Source organism: Pseudomonas sivasensis, assembly GCF_052938085.1.
This window is the reverse complement of record NZ_CP176442.1, coordinates 254,283-274,628: the sequence shown is the minus strand read 5'-3', so window position 1 is coordinate 274,628 and position 20,346 is coordinate 254,283. Positions and strand designations below refer to the sequence as shown.

20 protein-coding genes are annotated in these 20,346 nt (G+C 60.8%); 10 read left to right on the top strand and 10 right to left on the bottom strand.

The annotated features are described in order from the left end of the window. Positions 1-28 precede the first annotated feature (28 nt). The 3 genes from ACKZ62_RS01335 to ACKZ62_RS01325 form a co-directional block, all read right to left on the bottom strand. The gene (locus ACKZ62_RS01335; protein ID WP_122763927.1) at positions 29-289 is read right to left on the bottom strand and encodes a DUF6124 family protein; all 261 of its coding nucleotides are present in this window, start codon (positions 287-289) and stop codon (positions 29-31) included. Between the two features lie 277 nt (positions 290-566). Next, positions 567-986, bottom strand: coding sequence for a hypothetical protein (locus ACKZ62_RS01330; RefSeq protein WP_032884113.1), 420 nt, complete (start codon positions 984-986; stop codon positions 567-569). A 2-nt stretch (positions 987-988) separates the two neighbouring features. After that, positions 989-1,348: a polymorphic toxin type 44 domain-containing protein gene (locus ACKZ62_RS01325; protein ID WP_447096236.1), complete on the bottom strand. Its 360-nt coding sequence runs from the start codon at positions 1,346-1,348 to the stop codon at positions 989-991. Between the two features lie 211 nt (positions 1,349-1,559). Here ACKZ62_RS01325 and ACKZ62_RS01320 point away from each other — a divergent pair, with 211 nt between their 5' ends. Next, positions 1,560-1,847, top strand: a complete 288-nt coding sequence (locus ACKZ62_RS01320; protein WP_447096936.1) for a HigA family addiction module antitoxin — start codon at positions 1,560-1,562, stop codon at positions 1,845-1,847. Between the two features lie 20 nt (positions 1,848-1,867). Here ACKZ62_RS01320 and ACKZ62_RS01315 read toward each other — a convergent pair whose 3' ends face one another. Continuing rightward, a complete protein-coding gene (locus tag ACKZ62_RS01315; protein ID WP_032884114.1) occupies positions 1,868-2,560 on the bottom strand; it encodes an NBR1-Ig-like domain-containing protein in 693 nt (230 codons plus the stop codon). 231 nt (positions 2,561-2,791) lie between these two features. Between ACKZ62_RS01315 and ACKZ62_RS01310 the strand changes: the two genes are divergently transcribed. Both ACKZ62_RS01310 and ACKZ62_RS01305 read left to right on the top strand, forming a co-directional pair. After that, complete coding sequence (locus tag ACKZ62_RS01310) at positions 2,792-3,598, top strand: 2OG-Fe(II) oxygenase family protein (RefSeq protein WP_032884115.1); 807 nt, start codon at positions 2,792-2,794, stop codon at positions 3,596-3,598. Between the two features lie 22 nt (positions 3,599-3,620). Continuing rightward, positions 3,621-4,256: a LysE/ArgO family amino acid transporter gene (locus ACKZ62_RS01305; RefSeq protein ID WP_032884116.1), complete on the top strand. Its 636-nt coding sequence runs from the start codon at positions 3,621-3,623 to the stop codon at positions 4,254-4,256. Between the two features lie 55 nt (positions 4,257-4,311). On the opposite strand, the gene ACKZ62_RS01300 is transcribed toward ACKZ62_RS01305, so the two are convergent. The 6 genes from ACKZ62_RS01300 to pilG all read right to left on the bottom strand — a co-directional run bounded on the left by ACKZ62_RS01300 (position 4,312) and on the right by pilG (position 14,097). Next, on the bottom strand, positions 4,312-4,767 hold the full coding sequence (locus ACKZ62_RS01300; RefSeq protein ID WP_032884118.1) for a chemotaxis protein CheW: 456 nt from the start codon (positions 4,765-4,767) through the stop codon (positions 4,312-4,314). Next, positions 4,760-10,579, bottom strand: a complete 5,820-nt coding sequence (locus ACKZ62_RS01295) for an Hpt domain-containing protein (protein WP_447096235.1) — start codon at positions 10,577-10,579, stop codon at positions 4,760-4,762. Before ACKZ62_RS01295 ends, ACKZ62_RS01300 begins: the two co-directional genes overlap by 8 nt. Before the next feature lie 113 nt (positions 10,580-10,692). Beyond that, positions 10,693-12,744, bottom strand: coding sequence for a methyl-accepting chemotaxis protein (locus ACKZ62_RS01290; RefSeq protein ID WP_032884120.1), 2,052 nt, complete (start codon positions 12,742-12,744; stop codon positions 10,693-10,695). Further along, positions 12,741-13,265 (bottom strand): chemotaxis protein CheW, encoded by a 525-nt coding sequence (locus ACKZ62_RS01285; protein WP_032884121.1) that lies wholly within the window; start codon positions 13,263-13,265, stop codon positions 12,741-12,743. Before ACKZ62_RS01285 ends, ACKZ62_RS01290 begins: the two co-directional genes overlap by 4 nt. 12 nt (positions 13,266-13,277) lie before the next feature. After that, a complete protein-coding gene (pilH, locus tag ACKZ62_RS01280) occupies positions 13,278-13,643 on the bottom strand; it encodes a twitching motility response regulator PilH (RefSeq protein ID WP_014720320.1) in 366 nt (121 codons plus the stop codon). Positions 13,644-13,689: 46 nt separating this feature from the next. After that, the gene (gene pilG, locus ACKZ62_RS01275; RefSeq protein ID WP_095185125.1) at positions 13,690-14,097 is read right to left on the bottom strand and encodes a twitching motility response regulator PilG; all 408 of its coding nucleotides are present in this window, start codon (positions 14,095-14,097) and stop codon (positions 13,690-13,692) included. A gap of 238 nt (positions 14,098-14,335) precedes the next feature. Here pilG and gshB point away from each other — a divergent pair, with 238 nt between their 5' ends. From gshB to ACKZ62_RS01240, 7 genes are all read left to right on the top strand, one after another. Continuing rightward, on the top strand, positions 14,336-15,289 hold the full coding sequence (gene gshB, locus ACKZ62_RS01270) for a glutathione synthase (RefSeq protein ID WP_032884123.1): 954 nt from the start codon (positions 14,336-14,338) through the stop codon (positions 15,287-15,289). Positions 15,290-15,366: 77 nt separating this feature from the next. Continuing rightward, the gene (locus ACKZ62_RS01265; protein ID WP_032884124.1) at positions 15,367-16,272 is read left to right on the top strand and encodes an energy transducer TonB; all 906 of its coding nucleotides are present in this window, start codon (positions 15,367-15,369) and stop codon (positions 16,270-16,272) included. Between the two features lie 67 nt (positions 16,273-16,339). Continuing rightward, positions 16,340-16,909 carry a YqgE/AlgH family protein gene (locus ACKZ62_RS01260; RefSeq protein ID WP_122681974.1) on the top strand — a complete coding sequence of 190 codons (570 nt, stop codon included), beginning with the start codon at positions 16,340-16,342 and terminating at the stop codon, positions 16,907-16,909. After that, entirely contained in the window at positions 16,909-17,346 is a 438-nt protein-coding gene (gene ruvX, locus ACKZ62_RS01255; RefSeq protein WP_003176676.1) for a Holliday junction resolvase RuvX, read from the top strand. Before ACKZ62_RS01260 ends, ruvX begins: the two co-directional genes overlap by 1 nt. A gap of 73 nt (positions 17,347-17,419) precedes the next feature. Then, positions 17,420-17,926, top strand: a complete 507-nt coding sequence (gene pyrR, locus ACKZ62_RS01250) for a bifunctional pyr operon transcriptional regulator/uracil phosphoribosyltransferase PyrR (protein WP_095185129.1) — start codon at positions 17,420-17,422, stop codon at positions 17,924-17,926. Positions 17,927-17,950: 24 nt separating this feature from the next. Next, a complete protein-coding gene (locus tag ACKZ62_RS01245) occupies positions 17,951-18,955 on the top strand; it encodes an aspartate carbamoyltransferase catalytic subunit (protein WP_447096234.1) in 1,005 nt (334 codons plus the stop codon). Then, a complete protein-coding gene (locus ACKZ62_RS01240; protein ID WP_032884129.1) occupies positions 18,952-20,223 on the top strand; it encodes a dihydroorotase in 1,272 nt (423 codons plus the stop codon). Before ACKZ62_RS01245 ends, ACKZ62_RS01240 begins: the two co-directional genes overlap by 4 nt. Positions 20,224-20,346 lie beyond the last annotated feature (123 nt).

The following is a 20,346-nucleotide window of genomic DNA, read 5'->3' as shown; positions in this document are numbered from 1 at the left end:
TGAGAGTGCGGTCCCAAAAAGGGACTGATCAGTCCCTGCTTGGGACCTTTTCCAGCGAAGGGCTGACCTGTTCCAGCGCCCGATCCACCAACAACTGCCCCAACTCGGCCATTTGCTGGATCCCGAGCAAGATGGCGCGCTGGGAGGTGTCCAGGTCGAAGGCCAGGTTGCAGGTGAGTGCGTTGAGGGAGGACAGGGTTTCGCTGGCGTTGACCAGCAGGGTTTCGGTGTTTTGGTGGGGGTTTACGGTGAAGAGGTTTGCGGGAGGATTGGGGGTAGGTTTGACCATGATTTACAACGCCGATATGTGATGGAGGCTGCGCTCTTTCGCTTGCACGCGAATTAAGGTGGCAGCGGTGCGCCGGTGTGCAAGACCGGGCATATCGGACCCCGGCAGACCCCGAAGGATCTCCCACGCACAGCCGCCATAACAAATACAGCAGGCATAAAAAACACCCGTTGAATGGCTATGGGCGTTGGTGCGCCGAAGACTAGGCGCGCGGACTGCACGCGACAAGTTCATGCACGGCCCAAAATCTTGCAGGAAAAATCCGAAGCCAGCAGGCCTACAACCTCATGTCGATGCTCACAGCCCCCAAAGCTTCAAGCGGGTAGCTGCGGTACTCATAAACCTCCCCACGGACAATGAGGTGGATGACTCCATCCACCTGGTTCACTTGCACATCAGGCTCTTTGGTTTTTAGAAATGGATGTGCCGAGACCAGTGACGTGAGTATTTCGTGATCATTACGCAGGTCCTTATGCACGTAGTACCTGTAGGAAAAGCCCACCGTCGCGCCGCCCTGCCCGTCACGCGCACCATAAATTGAGCTGCCATTGCCCAAGGAGTGCTTCAAAACCACTTCGTCCAGGTCAGGCGTACCGGATGACATGATCCAATTGCCCCCGATGTATATCAGGCAGGCCACCAGAAGACAGTTACGCAGGACCGGCAAGAGCCCCTTAGTAGCCCTGAGAAATTGCATACTCAATCCCCCCTCTTTATCCAATATTGATCTTGGGGATCATCGCCAAAAGGGTCACCGCCCCACCATGATCCAAACTCCGGCTTGGTGGTTTTTGCGAATGTTTGAGCGACGCCGGCTGCCCGCAACAGAACATGCTCGGGAATGCCGAGTACCGTACCTGTAGCACCATAATTGAAATTACCAAAAGCTTCGTACTGACGCCCTCGCTTCTTGTAGTTCCATGGACCGGCTGCACGAGCCTGGGAATAAAACCACGAATAGGCGAATGCCGAACCGGGCTTGAGATGAGTGCCCTTGCACTTGGCTGTCGCCATGTTTTCAAGTATTGAAACACCAGGCGGCATTAACGGTACGATCATTTTCGGGGCCTTGGTGGCAGTGAGGAGCGTAGAACTTAGCCACCGCGCTCAGGCCTGGAAACCCGATAAATCCAAATGCAGAACTCGCCGACAATAACCGCACTCCATTCCTACAAGATGTTCAGGTTGTTGCTCGGAACCTGTCTCTCTAGCCTTTTTTCGTCCAAGCCCACCACGGGCGACCATCGTGAATCCGAACTCTAAACCCAATCTGCGTATGCACAACCCACCTCACCCAGGCGAAATTCTGCTTGAGGATGTAGTCCCGGCCCTCGGTATTACTATCACCGAAATGTCCAGGCGCCTTGGCTTCGCCCGCGATACTTTTTCAAGGATCTTGCATGGCCACGCCCCCGTAAGCCCGTACCTTGCCGTCCGGTTGGAGCGAGTCGGCGTAAGTACTGCGCAGTTATGGTTATCGATGCAAAGCGCCTACGACTTGTGGCAGGCCGAGCATCGGGAGCAGCCGATGCTTGAGCCGTTTGCGCGGATTGATTAAGGAAAAATCCGACCGGACGCTCAACGTGCCATGACGTTAACCACCACATGCAAAATGAACGCAGGCCCGTAACAAGGTTTCCCCTGTTCATCCTCGATTCTCCAGACTGAAGCCACCGTACAAGTCTCCCTGGGTGCTGCAAATTCCACACTGATATGCACCGGCTGGCCCGGCAGCGTATCGGCAATCGGGAGCTCGCTGTGCAGGCTGCGCAGATGAATATCCATCACTACCTCCAACTGGCCTTGTGGATCTGCGCGGCGGGCAATAACGTATTCCCCATCAACACGCACCAGTCGTCGCCCGCGCCAGGGTCGTGTGCCCAGGTTCTGAATCTCCCAGGTTTTCTGAAAAACTTCCCCCGGCAACACGACGGTTTGATCAGGCGTCGTGACATCGGCATTGAACACCGCAACGTCCTCCGGATCATCAATACCTGCAGCCCGATTGGTGGTAGCCATTGAGCACGCATTACCGGGCGCACCTGTCAGGTCAGCGAAGTAGCGAAACAGCAGCAAGGGAGAAACCTGCAATGCCTTCGCCAGCTTGATCAGCGTGCGCACCGACGGGTCCCTGGAAGCTCCAGCCGATAGACCGTACAGGTAGGTTCTGGAAATTCCCGCCTCCTTGGCCAGCGCAGTCAGGGGCTTGCCCAACTCTCGGCTGCGCCGTGCAACCAGCGACCTGAGGGTATCTCGCGTTCTTATATTCATACGAAGTTTGCGGTTCCCATTTTTAGGTGAACGTCATTTCTTTGTCCGCCAAAAAAGACAACCTGTCCGCCGCCACGTGTCTTGAACCATGCACACTCGCCGCCTGCTGGCGAAGTTGTGAAGGACATGGATGGGGCCCTTTTAGTCAGTCATATCCAGTGTCGTAGTTTCTCGCCTGCTTGCGAACCCAGTGTTTGTTGCATTCCTTTACATCTACCTTTGGATATAGCCATGAACCACATCAAAGCGTGCTGTAAATCCGTTGCTCAAACAGGCTTTGGCACCCTGCAAATATCAGAAGCGATGCTGCTGGATTACAAAAAAATCGTTGAGGGATACTCCGCAATATCGCCAGCCACCAAGGCCTCGTTTTCCTTCGCGAAAGACACCGATGGATTTTTCCCCTTTGGCGCTGAGTACTCGAGCCTTGAGGATCAGCCAGACCTGTGTGAGCGATTTTGTTACTGGCCTGCGCATTCATCAAAACGAAGAGCGTTTGAATTCACACGAAGTGAATTTTTTGCCGCCGTTAATGCTTTTGAACAACAGATCAGCGAGCTTGCCCAGGAATTGATGGACGGAATTTGCGCGGAGTTTGGAGCCACTTCGTTGAACTCTTTGCGTGCAACGTCCTATCTGCAACTGTGTGTCTATGGAGCTAATTCCGGGTCGGATCAGCGCCAGTTTGCTCAGGACCCTCATGAGGATGGTCATCTGTTGTCATTTATCAAGCCGACTCGTGATGGCCTCGTCCTGGTTCGAGGCAGCTCGCTGGAGCCGGTACGCCTCTTGGAGAACGAGGTTGCAATCTTGGCCGGATCGTTACTGACTGACCTCTCAGACTATGCAATTCCCGCTGCATACCACGCGGTTCTGACTCCTCGGAGACCAATGCCACGCAGCTCTCTCATTTACTTCGTCAACCCTGATGCAGAGCAGGAACTGAGAGGCTTTTTCCGCCACCAGCCGATCGACTTGAAAAGCGCCGCCAACGCGCGCCATACCGGTTTCGGTAATCAACCCCTTCAATTGAACTGATACCCAGGCGGTCGAGCACTTCATGACTCCAGACCTCAACGTCTTTTATCTCGAAGGTCTTCTACTGGGCATCGGACTGTTCGCCGCTCCTGGACCGAAGGACACCCTGGTTATTCGCCAGGGTGTCAGTCGCAGCCCTGTCTGGGGTGTGGTGGCGGTATGCGTGTTCGCCGATATCATCCTCATCGCTCTTGGGGTCATGGGCTTGGGCTCGTTGCTCGGCAGCAAGCCTGGTTTGGTGGCGTTACTGCTGCTGTCGGGAGCGGCCTATCTGTTGTGGTTTGGCTGGCAGCGGTTATTGGCTTGTGTGCGTAACCAGTCGATGCCAGATACTCAAAGCAACCTCACCTCACAGCGCGGATTACTGCGCACGGCGGTGATACTTGGATTTGCCAATCCGTATGCTTGGCTGGATACCGTGGTGCTAATTGGCTCTATTGGTGCGGCAAAGCCCGTCAGCCAACAAGCGTTCTTTGCCGGCGGAGCAATGACCGCGTCGCTGGTATGGTTTGTGGTTTTGGCGTTGGGATGCCAAAGGTTGACGGGGCTATTTCGTTCGGCAAAGGTCTGGCGTTTGTTGGACGCCGGCGTGGTGATTTTGATGGTGTACCTCGCGGGTATGCTGATTGCTGATTTTCATCTGCTGCAGCGTCTCTGAACGGGAAAGCGCCCTCACCACAGGGGCCTTTCATTTCTCATGGAGAATGCGCCACTCAGGCCAACCCGGACTCCACCAGCAGCGCCTCAAGCCCCATCAAATCCGGCACCTTCGCCACATGCTCCCCCACCTGCACCGCTGCCAGTTCCAGCGGGCACAGCGGCACGTCCACATAGCTCAACTCGCTATCGAGCTTGTACGACCGCGGAATACCCTGGATCACCAGCGCAATAAACTTCAACGTCGTCCGCCCGCCCAGCGCATTCAACACCACGATCCGCGAGCGTTCGCCGGTCACGCTGGCCTCGCCGCACACGGCTTCGAAACTGATCAACGGAATCTGCCGATCCCGCCACGTCACTTGCCGCAAATACCACGGCGGTGCGTCGCTGGCCGGTTCGCCGCGTTGGAAGTCGATCAACTCGGCGATGGCGACGTTGGGCAGTACCAGGTGACGGTCGGCCAGGGGCAGCAGCAGGCCGGTCAGTTGGCTGGTGCGGTGGTCAAGCATGGGACTTGCTCCAATAGGCGATGCTTTCCAGCAGCACCGACTCTTGATACGGCTTGCCGAGGTATTCGTTGACGCCGATCGCCATGGCGCGGTCGCGGTGTTTCTGGCCGGTGCGGGAGGTGATCATGATGATCGGCAGGCGCATCAAGCGCGGGTCGTTGCGCACTTGCGTGGCCACTTCAAAGCCGTCCATGCGCGGCATTTCGATGTCGAGCAGCATCAAGTCCGGGGTGTGTTCTTCAAGCACAGCCAGGGCGTCGATGCCGTCTTTGGCAGTGAGCACGTTCATGCCGTTGCGCTCCAGCAGCCGGCTGGTGACTTTGCGCACGGTAACCGAGTCGTCCACTACCAGCACCAGCAAGGGGCGTTTTTTCAGCGGGTCGTTGAGGATCAGTGGCGCATCCACCGACTGCGCCGGCAAGGCCGGTTGGCGGGCGCGGATATGCGCCAGCAAGTCGATAATCAGCACCACGCGGCCGTCGCCGAGGATGGTCGCGCCGGACAAGCCTTGCACCCCCGCGAACTGCGGCCCCAGGCCCTTGACCACGATTTCCCGCGTGCCGGCCATGGCATCCACATGCACCGCAACACGCCGCTCATTGCACTGCACCAAGAGCACCGGCACCGGCTGGTACTGGCCCAGCAGTTTCGGACGGGCCACGGTATGCAGCAGGTCGCCGAGGTAAAACAGTTCGTAGCGCTGGCCTGCGTATTCATAACGCGGCGGATCTTGCTGGTAGTGCCCCGCCAGCTCATGGGGCAGCACACGCACCAGCCCTTCGATGGTGTTGAGCGGGATTGCGTATTGGTCGTCGGCGCACTGCACCATCAGTGCGCGGTTGACCGACACGGTGAACGGCAGACGAATCCGAAAATGCACGCCCTCGCCCGGCGTCGACTCAATGAACATCGAGCCGCCGAGCTGGCGCACTTCTTCATGCACCACGTCCATGCCCACGCCACGCCCGGAAATCTGCGTGATCTTTTCCGCAGTGGAAAACCCCGGCTGCAAGATGAACTGCAACACATCGCGGTCGCTGATCTCTTGATGAGGGGCGAGCAACCCGCGCTTGATCGCCTTGCGCCGCACCGCTTCGAGGGGCACGCCGGCGCCGTCGTCGCGCATGTCGAAAACGATATCGCCGCCTTCGTGGGTCAGGTCCAGGGTGATGCGGCCCTTTTCCGGCTTACCGGCCAGCAGCCGCACATCGCGGGACTCCAGGCCATGGTCAACGGCGTTGCGCAGCATGTGCTCCAAGGGCGCCGCCATGCGTTCAAGCACGTTGCGGTCCATCTCACCCTCGGCATTGCCGACGATGAATTCCACGTCCTTGCCCAACTCGCCCGCCACCTGGCGCACGATACGTTTGAGGCGCGGCAACATACGCTCGAACGGCACCATGCGCGTGCGCATCAGGCCTTCCTGCAACTCGGTGTTGATGCGTGCCTGTTGCTGCAACAGGTCGTGCGCATCCTCGTTGCGACGGTCGAGGGTGTCCTTCAGGTCGAGCAGGTCGGAGGCGGATTCGGACAACGCGCGGGACAGTTGCTGCAACTGCGAATGGCGGTCCATCTCCAACGGATCGAAGTCTTCGTAGCCCAGGCGCTCGGCCTCGGCCTGTTGGCGGCTGAGGATGCGACCTTGGGTTTCGGTGTCGAGGCGGCGCAGTTGATCGCGCATTCGCTCAATGGTGGTTTCCACCTCGTTCAACGCAATGCGCGCGTCGTTGACCTGCTGTTCGATGCGGCCACGGAAGATCGAGGTTTCACCCGCCAGGTTGACCAGATCGTCCAGCAGGTCGGCGGAGATTTTCACCATGTCGGCGGTAGGATCAGCGACCGCTTCGGCCTTGCCTGCGGGCAACGCCACCGGCACCACTGGCTCTACGCTGGGGTGCACCAGGCTTTTGATGCGTTCGATGAGCTTGTCCACTGAGCCCACCGGCATCCCATCCGTCACGGCGTCGATCATCTGCGCCAGGCGGTCATGGCAGCCTTGCAGCAGCGCGAACAGCTCAGCCGACGGCGCGAGCAAACCGGCGGACAGCCCTTCGTACAGAAACTCAAGCTCATGGGCCAAGTCACCAATCGGCCCGATCTCGACCATGCGCGCGCCGCCCTTTAGGGTGTGCAGGTCGCGCAACAGGGTTTCGACTTCCTGGCGATTGTTCGGCTCGGCCTGCCAGCGCAGCAACGCGCTGCCCGAGCTGTCGAGAATGTCGGCCGCTTCTTCGAGGAAGATATCCAGCAATTCCGGATCGGCGCCCGCCGTTTCAGGCGCTGGCGCCTGGGTCGCGGGCGTACTGCTCTGTCGCAGCTCACGAAGCTTGGCAACCAGCTCGACGCTGTCGCTCAAGGGCTGGTGGTGGTGCAGTTCTTCCAGCTGCAAGGCCAGGTGTTCATGGCTGGCCATCAGCACTTGAGACAACTCGGCGCTGTAGCTGTAGCGACGGTCAACCAGGCCTTCGTAAAAGCATTCCAACTCATAGGCCAGATCGCCCACCGGGCCGATTTCAGCCATGCGCGCGCCGCCCTTGAGGGTGTGCAGGTCGCGCTGCAACGAGGACAACGGTGCAGCGTTTTCGGGCTCCAGCAGCCAGCGCTTGAGGGACTGCCCGGCGCTGTCGAGAATGTCCACGGCTTCTTCGAGGAAGATCTCGACGATCTCATCGTCCATCGCCGTTTCATGCTCCAACTGCGCGGTGGCGGCACCGAGTTCAGCGATGCTCAGGGCGCGGTTACCGTCACTTTTGATCAGGCCGGTGGCGGACGGGTCCAGGGCTCCGTCCAGCAATTCGCGCAGGGCCTCGACCCGTGCCGGGGCCAGGCTGATTTCCTGACCGGCGGCCAGTTGGTCAAGCATGTTGATCAGCGCTTCATGGGCCTGTTCGGCCTCACGGAAAAACCGCTCGCTGACGGCCAGACTGCTCTCTTCCACCGCGCCATAGAGGTCGAGCAAGGCTTCGCACAACTCGTCGATAGGGTGCAGGTCGGCGATGTGTGCCCCTTCTCCCAGCGTGGTCAGTTCATCCAGCAACGCCGTGAGTTCCTGGCGCTCGCCGGGGTGCTGTTGCCAACGACGCAGCAGGCTTTCGGCGTCGAGCAGGATATCCATGCCCTGGGCCAGGAAGTTGGCGATCAGTTGCGGGTCACGCTTGATGCGCAAGCCGGTGTTGGGCGCGTCGAGCAGCGTTGCCAACTGATGGTCAAGCAGGGCTTGGGTGCGGCCAATCAAATCGGCCGCCCCCCTGATCGGCACCAGAGGGTCGCGATCCAGTTGGCGTAAGCCACGCTGGAACAGAGCTTCGGCTTCCAGCAGTAACTCCACCTCGTCCAGGTCCAGCGGCAGACGATGGGCCTTGTATTCGCGTGTCAGGTGATCCAGTGGGCGCACCAGCTCGGCAATCGGCAACACGCCGGCCATGTAAGCACTGCCCTTGAGAGTGTGCAGCGCGCGTTGCAGCTCATCGCTGACCTGCAGCGGCACATGCTCGGCGGCCTGTTGCAGGAAATGGTTGAGGCTGTCCAGATGGCTCTGGGCTTCGTTGCGGAAAATTTCCAGCAGCATCGGGTCGTGGGGTTCGCCAGGAGATAGGGCGCCGCCGCTGGCATAGGCGTGGGCGCGAGCGGCCAAGGCGTCGACCTCGTCGCGTTGGTGTTGGTCGTCCGTCGCAAAGTCGGAGATCAACTCCGGCAGCAGGGCCACGGCGTCATCCAGCACCTGCTGGATCTCGGGGCCTAGGGCCACACTGCGTTCCAGCACACGGTTCAGCAGGTTTTCAACAGCCCAGGCCAACTCGGCCAGGACCAGGGCACGCACCATGCGGCCACTGCCTTTCAACGTGTGGAAAGCGCCGCGCATTTCGCCTTGGGCGGTTTTGTCCGCGCTGTTGGGCAGGTGGCGGTGCAGCACTTCGAGAACTTCGTCAGTCTCTTCAAGGAAGACTTCGCGTAGCTCATCGTCGATAGGCGCTTCATCGGCTGGCGGCGGCAGCAGACTACCGGGGCGTTGCAGGGCCGGCGGGTTGAGGCGCGAGGTAGGGTTGGCCAGTGCGTCGAACTGCGACTGGCTGGGCGTGACCTCGCTCGACAACGCACCATCGGGGGCTACCAACGCCTGGCGCCAGGGTTTCTCGGCGGGCAGATAGCCCAGCGTCGCCAGGCTTTGGGTGGCCAGTTCCAATACCCGCTCGCCAGCAACGTCGGGGTCCTGGAGCATGCGTTCGAGGTAGTACTCCAAGCTGCTGATCACATCGGCAAAATGCTCCAGTTGCTCCTCTGCCGGCGGGCCTTCGTTGACCATCAACTGCTCATCGACGTAGTCGGTGCACCCGCGCATCAGGCTCGCTGCACGCGGTAGCGGAATCATCGCCAACGCGCCACGCACCTGGCTCAGCAACTCCGGCAGCGATTCCAGGCGCTGACGGTCCCAGTCGGCTTCCATGCAGTCGATCACCAACTCTTTAGCCTGCTTCAGGCACTGGCAGCACTCACGGATCACCAACTGGTGAATCTGGGTTAGGTCGGTAGTGGGCAGGCGGCTTTCTTCGCGGCTTTCCGGCTCGACGGTGCCGGCCATTCCCGCCAAGGTGGCTTCGACGTAGAGCAGCGCGCCAGCGACATCCATCAGCACGGCGTCGTTGGGTTCGCGTTGGCCTTGGGCCAGGCTCAGTACTACCGCAAGCTGGTCGATGATGACTTTGCGCGGCTGACCGAACCCCAGCACCGCCAAGGTATCGGCGATCTGCCGCAGCGGCGCCAGCAGCGCATCAAGGTCGCTGGTGTGTTGGCGGTCGCTGCGCACGAACAGGTCGAGGCGTTCCTTGACCCGCACGAGTTCCTCGCACAACGCACCGAGCACTGAGCCCATGGCATTGCGGTCCGGCCCGGCCAGGCGGGCGCGCTCGGCGTCGACCACCGTGCTGTCGGGCAAGGCTTCATCCAGGCCGTAGCGCTCTTTCAGGCTTTGCATGCGCGGCGTTGGCCGGGTGACTTTAGCGACGTAGAACAACAGGCTCTTGAGCAACTCATCCGGCGCAGATTGGTTGATGCCGCCGATGCCCTGGGCGAGCAGGCGCTTGAGTTGTTTGTCACTGGCCTTGAGCAGGCTGCGCAAAGCCGGGCTGTTGGCGACCACACCGGTGAGCATGCCCTCGACCAGCGCCGAAGCCACTTGCCACAACGGCAACAACGGCGCGCCCTGGCAGAGGGCTTCGAGGCGTGCGAACACCCGCGCCATGTCTTCCAGGTTGCTTGGGCCGTGGTCTTCACGCAGCAGTCCGGCCAACGCCTGTTGCAACAACTGGTGCCATTGACGCAGTTGCTCATGCAGCTCAGGCGGCGCGCGCTGGGTCAGGGTTTCATCGGGCAGCGGCGCGATCGACAGCAATTGTGGGCTGAACAGGCTGGTTTCCGAGAGCAGGCTTTCACCCCGTGCGCTGCGTAGGTCGTTGAGCAGCGGCAGCACCACCAACGGCAGATCGCGGCGGGCGCTGTGCACGCGGTCGAGGTACAGCGGCAGTTGGCCGAGGGCCTGTTGCAGAAGACGGATGCTTTCATCGCGCTGACTGACCCGCCCGGCCTTCAGCGCAAGGGCCAGTTCTTCGATCTCTTCGGCCAGCAGCGCTGCGCCGTAGAACTCGACCATTTGCAGCGCACCATGCACCTGGTGAATACCGGCCAGGCATTGGCTGATCACGTCATCGTCATGGGTTTCGACAAACGCATCCAGCGCCGAACGGGCCTGTTTCAGGGTTTCGGCAATGTCGCCCTTGACCCATTCGAGGGCCACGTAGTCGTGCCGATCAACCATAACTGCTCCGCTTAGAATTCGTGGGTTGCCTGGATCTCCAGACAGATGGAGATCACATGTGGGAGGGGCGGTGCGACGATTCGACTTGCCCCCTCCCACACTTTGACTGCATTTCAATCATCAACCTGTTTGGCCGCAGGCAAGGTGAAACCCGAGACCGACCTGCGCAACTGGCTCGCCATCTTCGCCAAATTGCCGATGCTTTCGGCAGTGGCGGTGGAACCCGACGACGTCTGCGTAGTGATTTGCTGGATCACGTTCATGGTCAGGGAGATCTGCCCTGCCGACGACGTCTGTTGCTGCGCCGCATTGGAGATGCTCTGGATCAGCGCCGCCAAGGTCTTCGATACGCCTTCGATCTCTTCCAGTGCCACGCCCGCGTCTTGGGCCAGCCGTGCACCGCGCACCACTTCGGTGGTGGTCTGTTCCATGGAGATGACCGCCTCGTTGGTGTCGGTCTGGATCGCCCGCACCAGGGTTTCGATCTGCCGCGTGGCAGCCGATGAGCGCTCGGCCAGTCGCTGCACTTCATCGGCCACCACCGCAAAACCGCGCCCGGCATCCCCGGCCATGCTCGCCTGGATGGCGGCGTTGAGGGCGAGGATGTTGGTCTGGTCGGCGATGTCGTCAATCAGGCTGACGATGTCGCCAATCTCCTGGGACGATTCACCCAAACGCTTAATGCGCTTGGCGGTGTCCTGGATCTGTTCGCGGATGTTGTCCATGCCGTGGATGGTGTTGTGCACCACTTCGTTGCCCTTGTTGGCAATCTCTACCGAGCGCTCCGCCACTGCCGAAGACTCGGCGGCGTTGGCCGACACTTGGTCGATGGATTGGGCCATCTGGTTGATCGCGGTGGAGGCTTCGGCGATCTGCTGGGCCTGATGCTCGGAGGCCTGGGCCAGGTGCATGGCGGTGGCCTGGGTGTCTTGCACAGCACCGGCGACCTGGCCGGCGGTGAGGTTGATCGTCGCGACCAAATCACGCAGTTGGTCCACGGAATAGTTGATCGAGTCGGCGATGGTGCCGGTGAAGTCTTCGGTCACCGAAGCCGTCACAGTGAGGTCACCGTCGGCCAGGTCTTCGATTTCATCCAGCAAGCGCATGATCGCGTTTTGGTTGCGCTCGTTCTTCTCGGCAGTCTCGTGCAGTTGGCGGTTGGTCTCACGCACCATCACCAGGCCAATCAGGATGATCGAGGCCAGCGCCAACAGACCCAGCACATAACCGCCGATGGTGTCGAAACTGCGCCCGCTGGCGAGGTTTTCGAACCCGATAGCTAGGTGCGAGGCTTCATCAAGCAGGGTTTGCGACAGGTTGAAAATATTGCTCGCCGAGGCTCGTACCTGGAACAGCTGCGGCGAGGTTTCGAGGATTTCATCCACGGAGCCGGAAACAAACTCGAACAGCTCGGCAATGTCCGCCAGCCGCGCGCGGGCATCGTGGTCTTCGACTTGGGTGATGCGCAGCCCAGGGTTGCCGTTGAGCATGCCATTGAGGACCTGACCAAAGCGGGCGGCATCACGGCCAAAGGTGTCGGCGGCCTGCGCGGCGGTTTCGTCGCCGGCCAGCACGGTGTTGACCGCACCCAAGATACGTTCGGCCAGCAGCGACTGGCGTTGGGCCAAGGCCACCTGGCTGGCCGGGGCGCCACGTTGCAGCAGGATGTCGACGACCTTCTCCGACTCCATCTGCAATTGCGGCACTGTTTCGGCGAGGGTCGCAGCCACTTGGTGCAGGGACAGCACGGTCTGCTCGCTGGCGAGGATCGCGTCGGTGTTTTTCAGCAGCGCTTCCCAATCGGTCTGCACAGCACGCATCTCGGCACGGACCGCACTGGGTGCCGCGGGCAAGCCGGTTTGCGGGTCGCCTTTTTTCAGGTAGCCCCAGCGCTGGGCAAAATCGTTTCGCGCATCTCCCAACAGCTTGAAAGCAGCGGCCTTGCCAGCGGCGGCCTCGGTAGCGTTCTTGGCGATGCGTTGAGACAGCACGCGCAGTTCACCGGCGTGGCCGATGTACTGTTTGTCGTAGGTAGACTGGGTGTTGAGGTACGCGAAGTTGGCGAACAGCAGCATGATGAACACGATCAGTGCGATAAACAGCACGATGATCTGTGAACGGCTGCGCGAGCCGGCCTGGGGTTTGGGCGTGGTAGCGGTGGTCATGCGGCGACATCCATGAAGCCTGGGGCCTGGGCCAGGGCGAAGGGGCTGAAGACCTGCCACAGCGGATCACCCTCGAAGTGACCCTGGATAAACGGCGCGCCAGGGCTGGTGTTCGCCAGCAAGGCGTCTTGTGCAAAATGCTGCATCCCCACCACCTCATCCACCAGCAGCCCGACAAACAGATCGTTGTATTCCACCACCAGCACCCGCCGTTGCTTGCGCGCCTTGGACAGCGCAAGGCCGAGGAAGCCACCCAGGTCCATCACCGGCAGCAGGCGCCCGCGCAGGTTAGCAACCCCTTTGACCCAGGCCTTGACCCCAGGCATTAAAGTGCAACGTGGTTCATGCAGGACTTCGGCGACTTCGCCCATGGGCGCCACATACCAATGTTGCCCCAGGCGAAAGCCGATACCGCTCCAGCGTTGCAGGCGGGTTTCCTGGGACGGCAGGTCGGCGGCCAGCAGGCGGCAGCGGCGGTCGATGTCCAGCAGCAACTCGAAGGCGGTTTGCGACTCGGTCATGATGGCGTGCCGTCAGCCGGCCAACACCTTGTTCAGGGTGGCGATCAAGGTTTCTTCGTCCACAGGCTTGGTCAGGTAGTCCTTTGCACCCTGGCGCGCGCCCCAGATCTTGTCGGTTTCCTGATCCTTGGTGGTGATGATGATGATCGGGATGCCGTTGGTTTCCGGCTCCTTGGACAGTTGGCGAGTAGCCTGGAAGCCATTGAGGCCAGGCATCACGATGTCCATCAGCACTGCGTCGGGCTTTTCCTGGCGAGCCAGGGCCACGCCGTCCGCACCGTTCTCGGCCTTGAGGACTTGGTGGCCGTGCTTTTCCAGCATGCCGGTGAGTTTGTACATTTCGGTCGGCGAATCGTCGACGATCAGAACACGTGCCATGGTTTTCCCCACTACATTGGTCGGCGCCGGCCCTCGTGGGGCGGCGTCAGTGTGCTTGTTCTACTGCGGCGAACCCCGGCACATAGGCCTTGATTGCACCCAGCAGTTCTTCCTTGCTGAAAGGCTTGGTCAAAAACTGATCGACACCCACGATGCGCCCCTTGGCCTTGTCGAACAGACCGTCCTTGGAGGACAACATGATCACCGGAATCGACTTGAACGCCGGGTTGTTCTTCACCAGGGCGCAGGTCTGATAACCATCCAGGCGCGGCATCATGATGTCTACAAAGATAATGTGCGGGTGATGATCAACAATCCGCGCCAGGGCATCGAAACCGTCGATGGCCGTAATGACCTCGCACCCCGAGTTCTTCAACAGCGTCTCGGCGGTGCGGCGGATCGTTTTCGAATCGTCGATCACCATCACTCTCAAGGCGTTGGAATGCTGTTCCATATCTGCTCTACCATCGCCACAGCGAGTCGGTTTTCGGTGTGTACTGCCTGATGTTGCACAGGATGATCGCCGCAGGCCTTGGATTTCAAGGGCTGCTGCGCTGTGGCAGTCTTTTTAGCACAGTCTCGGAGAGCAATCTATCGAGGCACCCGCCAGGTGGTTTTTCCTTGACCCACAACAGCCGCAGCGCCACTCTGACGCCACTTTTATGCGCCCAATTTGCTAGAGGAAATCCCCCATGAGCGTTCGCGTCGGCATTGTCATGGACCCTATCGCCAGCATTTCCTATAAAAAGGACAGCTCGCTGGCCATGCTTCTGGCCGCCCAGGCCCGCGGCTGGACCCTGTTCTATATGGAGCAGCGCGATCTGTACCAGGGCGACGGCGAGGCCCGCGCGCGCATGCGCCCGCTGCAGGTGTTCGCCAACCCGGAAAAATGGTTCGAGCTTTCGGACGAAATCGACAGCCCCCTGAGCGACCTGGACGTGATCCTGATGCGCAAGGATCCGCCGTTCGACATGGAATTCGTCTACTCCACCTATCTGCTGGAGCAGGCCGAGCGCGCCGGCGTGCTGATCGTCAACAAGCCGCAAAGTCTGCGCGACTGCAATGAAAAGCTGTTCGCCACGCTGTTCCCGCAGTGCACACCCCCGACCGTGGTCAGCCGCCGCGCCGATGTGCTGCGTGAATTCGCCGCCAAACACGGCGATGTGATCCTCAAGCCGTTGGACGGCATGGGCGGTACGTCGATCTTCCGTCACCGCGCTGGCGACCCGAACCTGTCGGTGATCCTGGAAACCCTGACCGCCCTGGGCACCCAGCAGATCATGGGCCAGGCTTACCTGCCAGCAATCAAGGACGGCGACAAGCGCATCCTGATGATCGACGGCGAACCGGTGGACTACTGCCTCGCGCGTATCCCGGCGGCAGGCGAGACCCGAGGCAACCTGGCGGCAGGTGGGCGCGGTGAAGCACGGCCTTTATCGGATAAGGATCGCTGGATCGCTAGCCAAGTTGGCCCGACCTTGCGGGAAAAAGGCCTGCTGTTTGTAGGCCTTGACGTAATTGGTGAAAATCTCACCGAAATCAACGTCACCAGCCCGACCTGTATTCGCGAGATAGACAATGCATTTGGCACGAACATCGGCGAAATGCTGATGGCCGCCATTGAGCGCAAGCTCGCAGCCAAGTGATATAGAACAGCCGGACACACACCAACATTGCGTTATCATGCGCCACCTGTGAAACGCGCGATGTTGGTTCTTTTGTCATGACACTCCCGTCCGATCTGCCCCCCGAACTCTCCCACAGCGGCGTGCGCCCGGCTGATCGGCTCGGATTTACCCTGTTTCTGGCTGCCTTGATTCATTTGGCCTTGCTCCTTGGCGTGGGCTTCACCATGGTCGAACCCAAGCAGATCACCAAGACCCTGGAAATCACCCTGGCCACGTTCAAGAGTGAAAAGAAGCCCGAGAAGGCAGATTTTCTAGCCCAGGACAATCAACAGGGCAGCGGCACCCTCGACAAGAAAGCCATCCCCAAGACCACCGAACTGGCGCCGTTCCAGGACAACAAGGTCAATAAAGTCACGCCACCTCCTGCGCCGAAGCCCGAGGTCAAGCAGGCTACGCCCAAGCCTACGGTGGCCACCATCGCACCCAAACCGCAAAAAGCCCCGGTCCAACGCGAAAAGACCAAGACCGAGCCGCAGCCGGAGCCCGTCAAACCGGCGCCTACCTTCGACAGCTCGACCCTGTCCGACGAAATCTCCAGCCTGGAAGCCGAACTGGCTAACGAACAGCAGTTGTACGCCAAGCGCCCACGCATCTACCGCTTGAATGCCGCCTCGACCATGCGCGACAAAGGTGCCTGGTATAAAGACGAGTGGCGTAAGAAGGTCGAGCGCATCGGTAACCTCAACTACCCGGAAGAAGCGCGGCGCCAGCAGATCTACGGCAACTTGCGTCTATTGGTATCGATCAACCGCGACGGCACCTTATATGAAGTGCAGGTGTTGGAGTCCTCCGGCCAACCACTGCTGGACCAGGCCGCCCAACGCATCGTGCGCCTGGCCGCGCCCTTTGCCCCGTTTACCGGCGACCTGAATGACGTGGACCGCCTGGAAATCATCCGTACCTGGAAGTTTGCCAAGGGCGATCGGCTCTCCAGCAACTGATCAGACATGTCCTGCCACAGGTAACTCCAGCTTGTCAGTTCGCCCCTCCAACGCCACACTAGCGGACATGAAAAATGTCAGCCCGACCTACCTCAAGCACCAATTCCTGATCGCCATGCCCCATATGGCCGACCCGAACTTTGCGCAGACCTTGACCTACATCGTCGAGCACACGGCCAATGGTGCCATGGGGTTGGTGGTGAACCGCCCGCAAGCGCTGAACCTGGCCGATATCCTTGAGCAACTGCGTCCGGAGATCGATCCGCCCGCCCGTTGCCAATCGGTGCCGATCTACATCGGCGGGCCGGTACAAACTGATCGCGGCTTTGTGCTGCACCCGACCGGGCCGACGTTCCAGGCCACGGTGGACCTGGACGGTGTGTCGCTGTCCACCTCCCAGGACGTGTTGTTCGCCATCGCCGACGGTGTAGGCCCAGAGCAAAGCGTAATCACCTTGGGGTACGCCGGTTGGGAAGCAGGGCAACTGGAGGCCGAACTGGCCAGCAATGCCTGGCTGACCTGCCCCTTCGACGCCGAAATCCTGTTCAACACGGCCAGTGAACTGCGCCTGGAAGCGGCCGCCGCCAAGTTGCGGGTCAACCTCAGCCTGCTGACCAGCCAGGCGGGGCACGCCTGATGGCCTTGCGTCTGATCCTCGGTTTTGACTACGGCACCAAACAGATCGGCGTAGCGGTCGGCCAGGTGATCACCGGCCAGGCCCGCGAGTTGTGCACCCTCAAGGCCCAGAACGGCATACCGGACTGGAATCAGGTCGAAGCCCTGATCAAGGAATGGAAGCCCGACGCGGTGGTGGTCGGCCTGCCCCTGAACATGGACGGCACCCCGAGCGACATGTGCCTGCGCGCCGAAAAATTCGCCCGTCGCCTCAATGGTCGTTACAACATCCCCTTCTATACCCACGATGAACGCCTGACCACCTTTGAAGCCAAGGGTGAACGCCGCGACCGTGGCGGCCAGAAGGGCAGTTACCGCGACAACCCCGTAGACGCCATCGCCGCCGCCTTGCTGTTGCAGGGCTGGCTGGACGAAAACACCGCTTTATTTGAATCCTGACTGACGCGGCTTGCCGCGTCTTCTTACGTTTGAGCCCGGAACTTGCCTACAGCAAGGCCTTGAAGGAGCCACCATGAGCCTGCCCAATCCCGCCGAACTGATCAGCCAGATGGCATTACGCCTCAAAGCGCACCTGGAACACCGCGGAATCAGCGAACCGCGCTTTATCGGTATTCGCACCGGCGGTGTGTGGGTCGCTCAGGCGTTACTGGACGAACTGGGCAGCGATTCGCCACTGGGCACCCTCGACGTGTCCTTCTACCGTGATGACTTCAGCCAGAACGGCCTGCACCCGCAAGTGCAGCCCTCGGCCCTGCCGTTCGAAGTCGAAGGCCAGCACCTGGTGCTGATCGACGACGTGCTGATGAGCGGCCGTACCATCCGCGCCGCCATGAACGAACTGTTCGACTACGGCCGCCCGGCCAGCATCACGCTGGTCTGCCTGCTGGATCTGGACGCTGGCGAGTTGCCTATCAGCCCGGATGTGGTTGGCGCGACCCTGTCGCTGCAAGCCCAGCAACGGGTAAAATTGTCCGGTCCAACGCCGCTCGAACTCGAACTGCAAGACCTCGCCCTTTAAACCGCCTTGTAAAGAGTCCCCGCGATGACGCCTCTAGATGCCAAGCGCCCGCTGCAGCTCAATGCTCAGGGCCAGTTGCAACACTTTTTGTCCCTCGACGGTTTGCCCCGCGAACTGCTCACCGAAATCCTCGACACCGCCGACTCATTCCTCGAAGTCGGTGGCCGGGCGGTGAAGAAAGTCCCGTTGCTGCGCGGCAAAACCATCTGCAACGTGTTCTTCGAAAACTCCACCCGCACTCGCACCACCTTTGAGCTGGCGGCCCAGCGGCTGTCGGCCGACGTGATCACGCTGAACGTGTCCACTTCGTCGGCGAGCAAGGGCGAAACCCTGCTCGACACCCTGCGTAACCTGGAAGCCATGGCCGCCGATATGTTCGTGGTGCGCCACGGCGACTCCGGCGCCGCGCACTTCATCGCCGAGCACGTGTGCCCGCAGGTAGCGATCATCAACGGCGGCGACGGCCGTCACGCCCACCCGACCCAAGGCATGCTCGACATGCTCACCATCCGTCGGCACAAGGGCAGCTTTGAAAACCTATCGGTGGCCATCGTCGGCGACATCCTGCACTCGCGGGTAGCACGCTCGAACATGCTGGCCCTGAAAACCCTGGGTTGCCCGGACATCCGCGTGATCGCGCCGAAAACCCTGCTCCCCATCGGCATTGAGCAGTACGGCGTGAAGGTCTACACCGACATGGCCGAAGGCCTCAAGGATGTAGACGTGGTGATCATGTTGCGCCTGCAACGCGAGCGTATGTCCGGTGGTTTGCTGCCGAGCGAGGGTGAGTTCTACCGCTTGTTCGGCCTGACCACCGCGCGCCTGGCCGGCGCCAAACCGGATGCCATCGTGATGCACCCGGGTCCGATCAACCGAGGGGTGGAGATTGAGTCGGCGGTGGCCGATGGCAATCAGTCAGTAATTCTCAACCAGGTGACCTACGGCATCGCCGTGCGCATGGCGGTGTTGTCCATGGCCATGAGCGGGCAAACCGCGCAACGTCAATTCGAGCAGGAGAACGCCCTGTGAAGCTCAGCATTCTTGGCGCTCGCGTTATCGACCCGGCCAGTGGCCTGGATCAAGTCACCGATCTTCATCTGGAAGCCGGCAAGATCATCGCCATCGGCGCCGCCCCCAGCGATTTCAGCCCCAGCCAGACCATCGACGCCAAAGGCCTGGTGGCCGCGCCTGGGCTGGTGGACCTGAACGTCGCCCTGCGCGAGCCGGGTTACAGCCGTAAAGGCAGCATCGCCAGCGAAACCCGCGCCGCTGCGGCCGGTGGCGTGACCAGCCTGTGCTGCCCGCCGCACACCAAGCCGATCCTCGATACGTCGGCCGTGACCGAGCTGATCCTCGACCGTGCCCGCGAAGCTGGCAATTGCAAAGTGTTCCCCATCGGCGCCCTGAGCAAAGGTCTGGAAGGCGAACAACTCGCCGAATTGATCGCCCTGCGCGACGCTGGTTGCGTGGCCTTCGGCAACGGTCTGGAGAGCTTTCGCAGTACCCGCACCTTGTGCCGCGCCCTGGAATACGCGGCCACCTTCGATCTGACGGTGATCTTCCACTCCCAGGACCGCGACCTGGCCGAAGGCGGCTTGGCCCATGAAGGCGCCGTCGCCAGTTTCCTCGGCCTGCCGGGTATTCCGGAAACCGCCGAAACCGTCGCTCTTGCCCGTGACCTGCTGCTGGTGGAACAAAGCGGCGTACGCGCGCACTTCAGCCAACTCACCAGTGCCCGGGGCGTGGCCCTAATTGCACAGGCCCAGGCTCGCGGTCTGCCGGTGACTGCGGATGTGGCGCTGTACCAATTGATCCTCACGGATGAAGCGCTGATCGACTTCTCCAGCCTGTACCACGTACAACCGCCCCTGCGCACCCTGGCCGACCGTGACGGTTTGCGTGCCGCGGTCAAATCCGGTGTGGTTTCGGCGATTTCCAGCCACCACCAGCCACACGAGCGCGATGCCAAGCTGGCACCGTTTGGCGCGACCGAGCCGGGGATCAGCAGTGTGGAGCTGTTGCTGCCACTGGCGATGACGCTGGTGGAGGATGGCCTGCTCGACTTGCCGACGCTGCTCCAGCGCCTGAGTGCTGGCCCGGCCGAAGCCTTGCGCCTGCCGGCCGGCAAATTGGCCGTGGGTGCCGCAGCGGATCTGGTGCTGTTTGACACGGCCAGCTCCACGGTTGCCGGGGAGCACTGGCTGTCCAAAGGTGAAAACTGCCCGTTCATCGGCCATAGCCTGCCGGCGAGCGTGCGCTACACCTTGGTGGATGGGCGCATCAGCTACCAGGCCTAAAGCGGGCATGCAAAAAAAGTGGGAGGGGGCTTGCCCCCGATTGCAGTGGGTCAGCAATAAATGAGCTGACTGATCCACCGCTATCGGGGACAAGCCCCCTCCCACATTTAGTTCTCTATAGAG

What these genes read in the sequence shown, in the direction of transcription:
- pyrR (WP_095185129.1), top strand. Translation starts at nt 17,420, where the DNA reads ATGAGCCTGCCCAATCCCGCCGAACTGATCAGCCAGATGGCATTACGC.
- ACKZ62_RS01290 (WP_032884120.1), bottom strand. Translation starts at nt 12,744, where the DNA reads ATGACCACCGCTACCACGCCCAAACCCCAGGCCGGCTCGCGCAGCCGT.
- ACKZ62_RS01310 (WP_032884115.1), top strand. Translation starts at nt 2,792, where the DNA reads ATGAACCACATCAAAGCGTGCTGTAAATCCGTTGCTCAAACAGGCTTT.
- ACKZ62_RS01305 (WP_032884116.1), top strand. Translation starts at nt 3,621, where the DNA reads ATGACTCCAGACCTCAACGTCTTTTATCTCGAAGGTCTTCTACTGGGC.
- ACKZ62_RS01285 (WP_032884121.1), bottom strand. Translation starts at nt 13,265, where the DNA reads ATGACCGAGTCGCAAACCGCCTTCGAGTTGCTGCTGGACATCGACCGC.
- pilH (WP_014720320.1), bottom strand. Translation starts at nt 13,643, where the DNA reads ATGGCACGTGTTCTGATCGTCGACGATTCGCCGACCGAAATGTACAAA.
- ACKZ62_RS01330 (WP_032884113.1), bottom strand. Translation starts at nt 986, where the DNA reads ATGCAATTTCTCAGGGCTACTAAGGGGCTCTTGCCGGTCCTGCGTAAC.
- ACKZ62_RS01260 (WP_122681974.1), top strand. Translation starts at nt 16,340, where the DNA reads ATGAAAAATGTCAGCCCGACCTACCTCAAGCACCAATTCCTGATCGCC.
- ACKZ62_RS01245 (WP_447096234.1), top strand. Translation starts at nt 17,951, where the DNA reads ATGACGCCTCTAGATGCCAAGCGCCCGCTGCAGCTCAATGCTCAGGGC.
- ACKZ62_RS01300 (WP_032884118.1), bottom strand. Translation starts at nt 4,767, where the DNA reads ATGCTTGACCACCGCACCAGCCAACTGACCGGCCTGCTGCTGCCCCTG.
- ruvX (WP_003176676.1), top strand. Translation starts at nt 16,909, where the DNA reads ATGGCCTTGCGTCTGATCCTCGGTTTTGACTACGGCACCAAACAGATC.
- ACKZ62_RS01315 (WP_032884114.1), bottom strand. Translation starts at nt 2,560, where the DNA reads ATGAATATAAGAACGCGAGATACCCTCAGGTCGCTGGTTGCACGGCGC.
- pilG (WP_095185125.1), bottom strand. Translation starts at nt 14,097, where the DNA reads ATGGAACAGCATTCCAACGCCTTGAGAGTGATGGTGATCGACGATTCG.
- gshB (WP_032884123.1), top strand. Translation starts at nt 14,336, where the DNA reads ATGAGCGTTCGCGTCGGCATTGTCATGGACCCTATCGCCAGCATTTCC.
- ACKZ62_RS01335 (WP_122763927.1), bottom strand. Translation starts at nt 289, where the DNA reads ATGGTCAAACCTACCCCCAATCCTCCCGCAAACCTCTTCACCGTAAAC.
- ACKZ62_RS01295 (WP_447096235.1), bottom strand. Translation starts at nt 10,579, where the DNA reads ATGGTTGATCGGCACGACTACGTGGCCCTCGAATGGGTCAAGGGCGAC.
- ACKZ62_RS01325 (WP_447096236.1), bottom strand. Translation starts at nt 1,348, where the DNA reads ATGATCGTACCGTTAATGCCGCCTGGTGTTTCAATACTTGAAAACATG.
- ACKZ62_RS01265 (WP_032884124.1), top strand. Translation starts at nt 15,367, where the DNA reads ATGACACTCCCGTCCGATCTGCCCCCCGAACTCTCCCACAGCGGCGTG.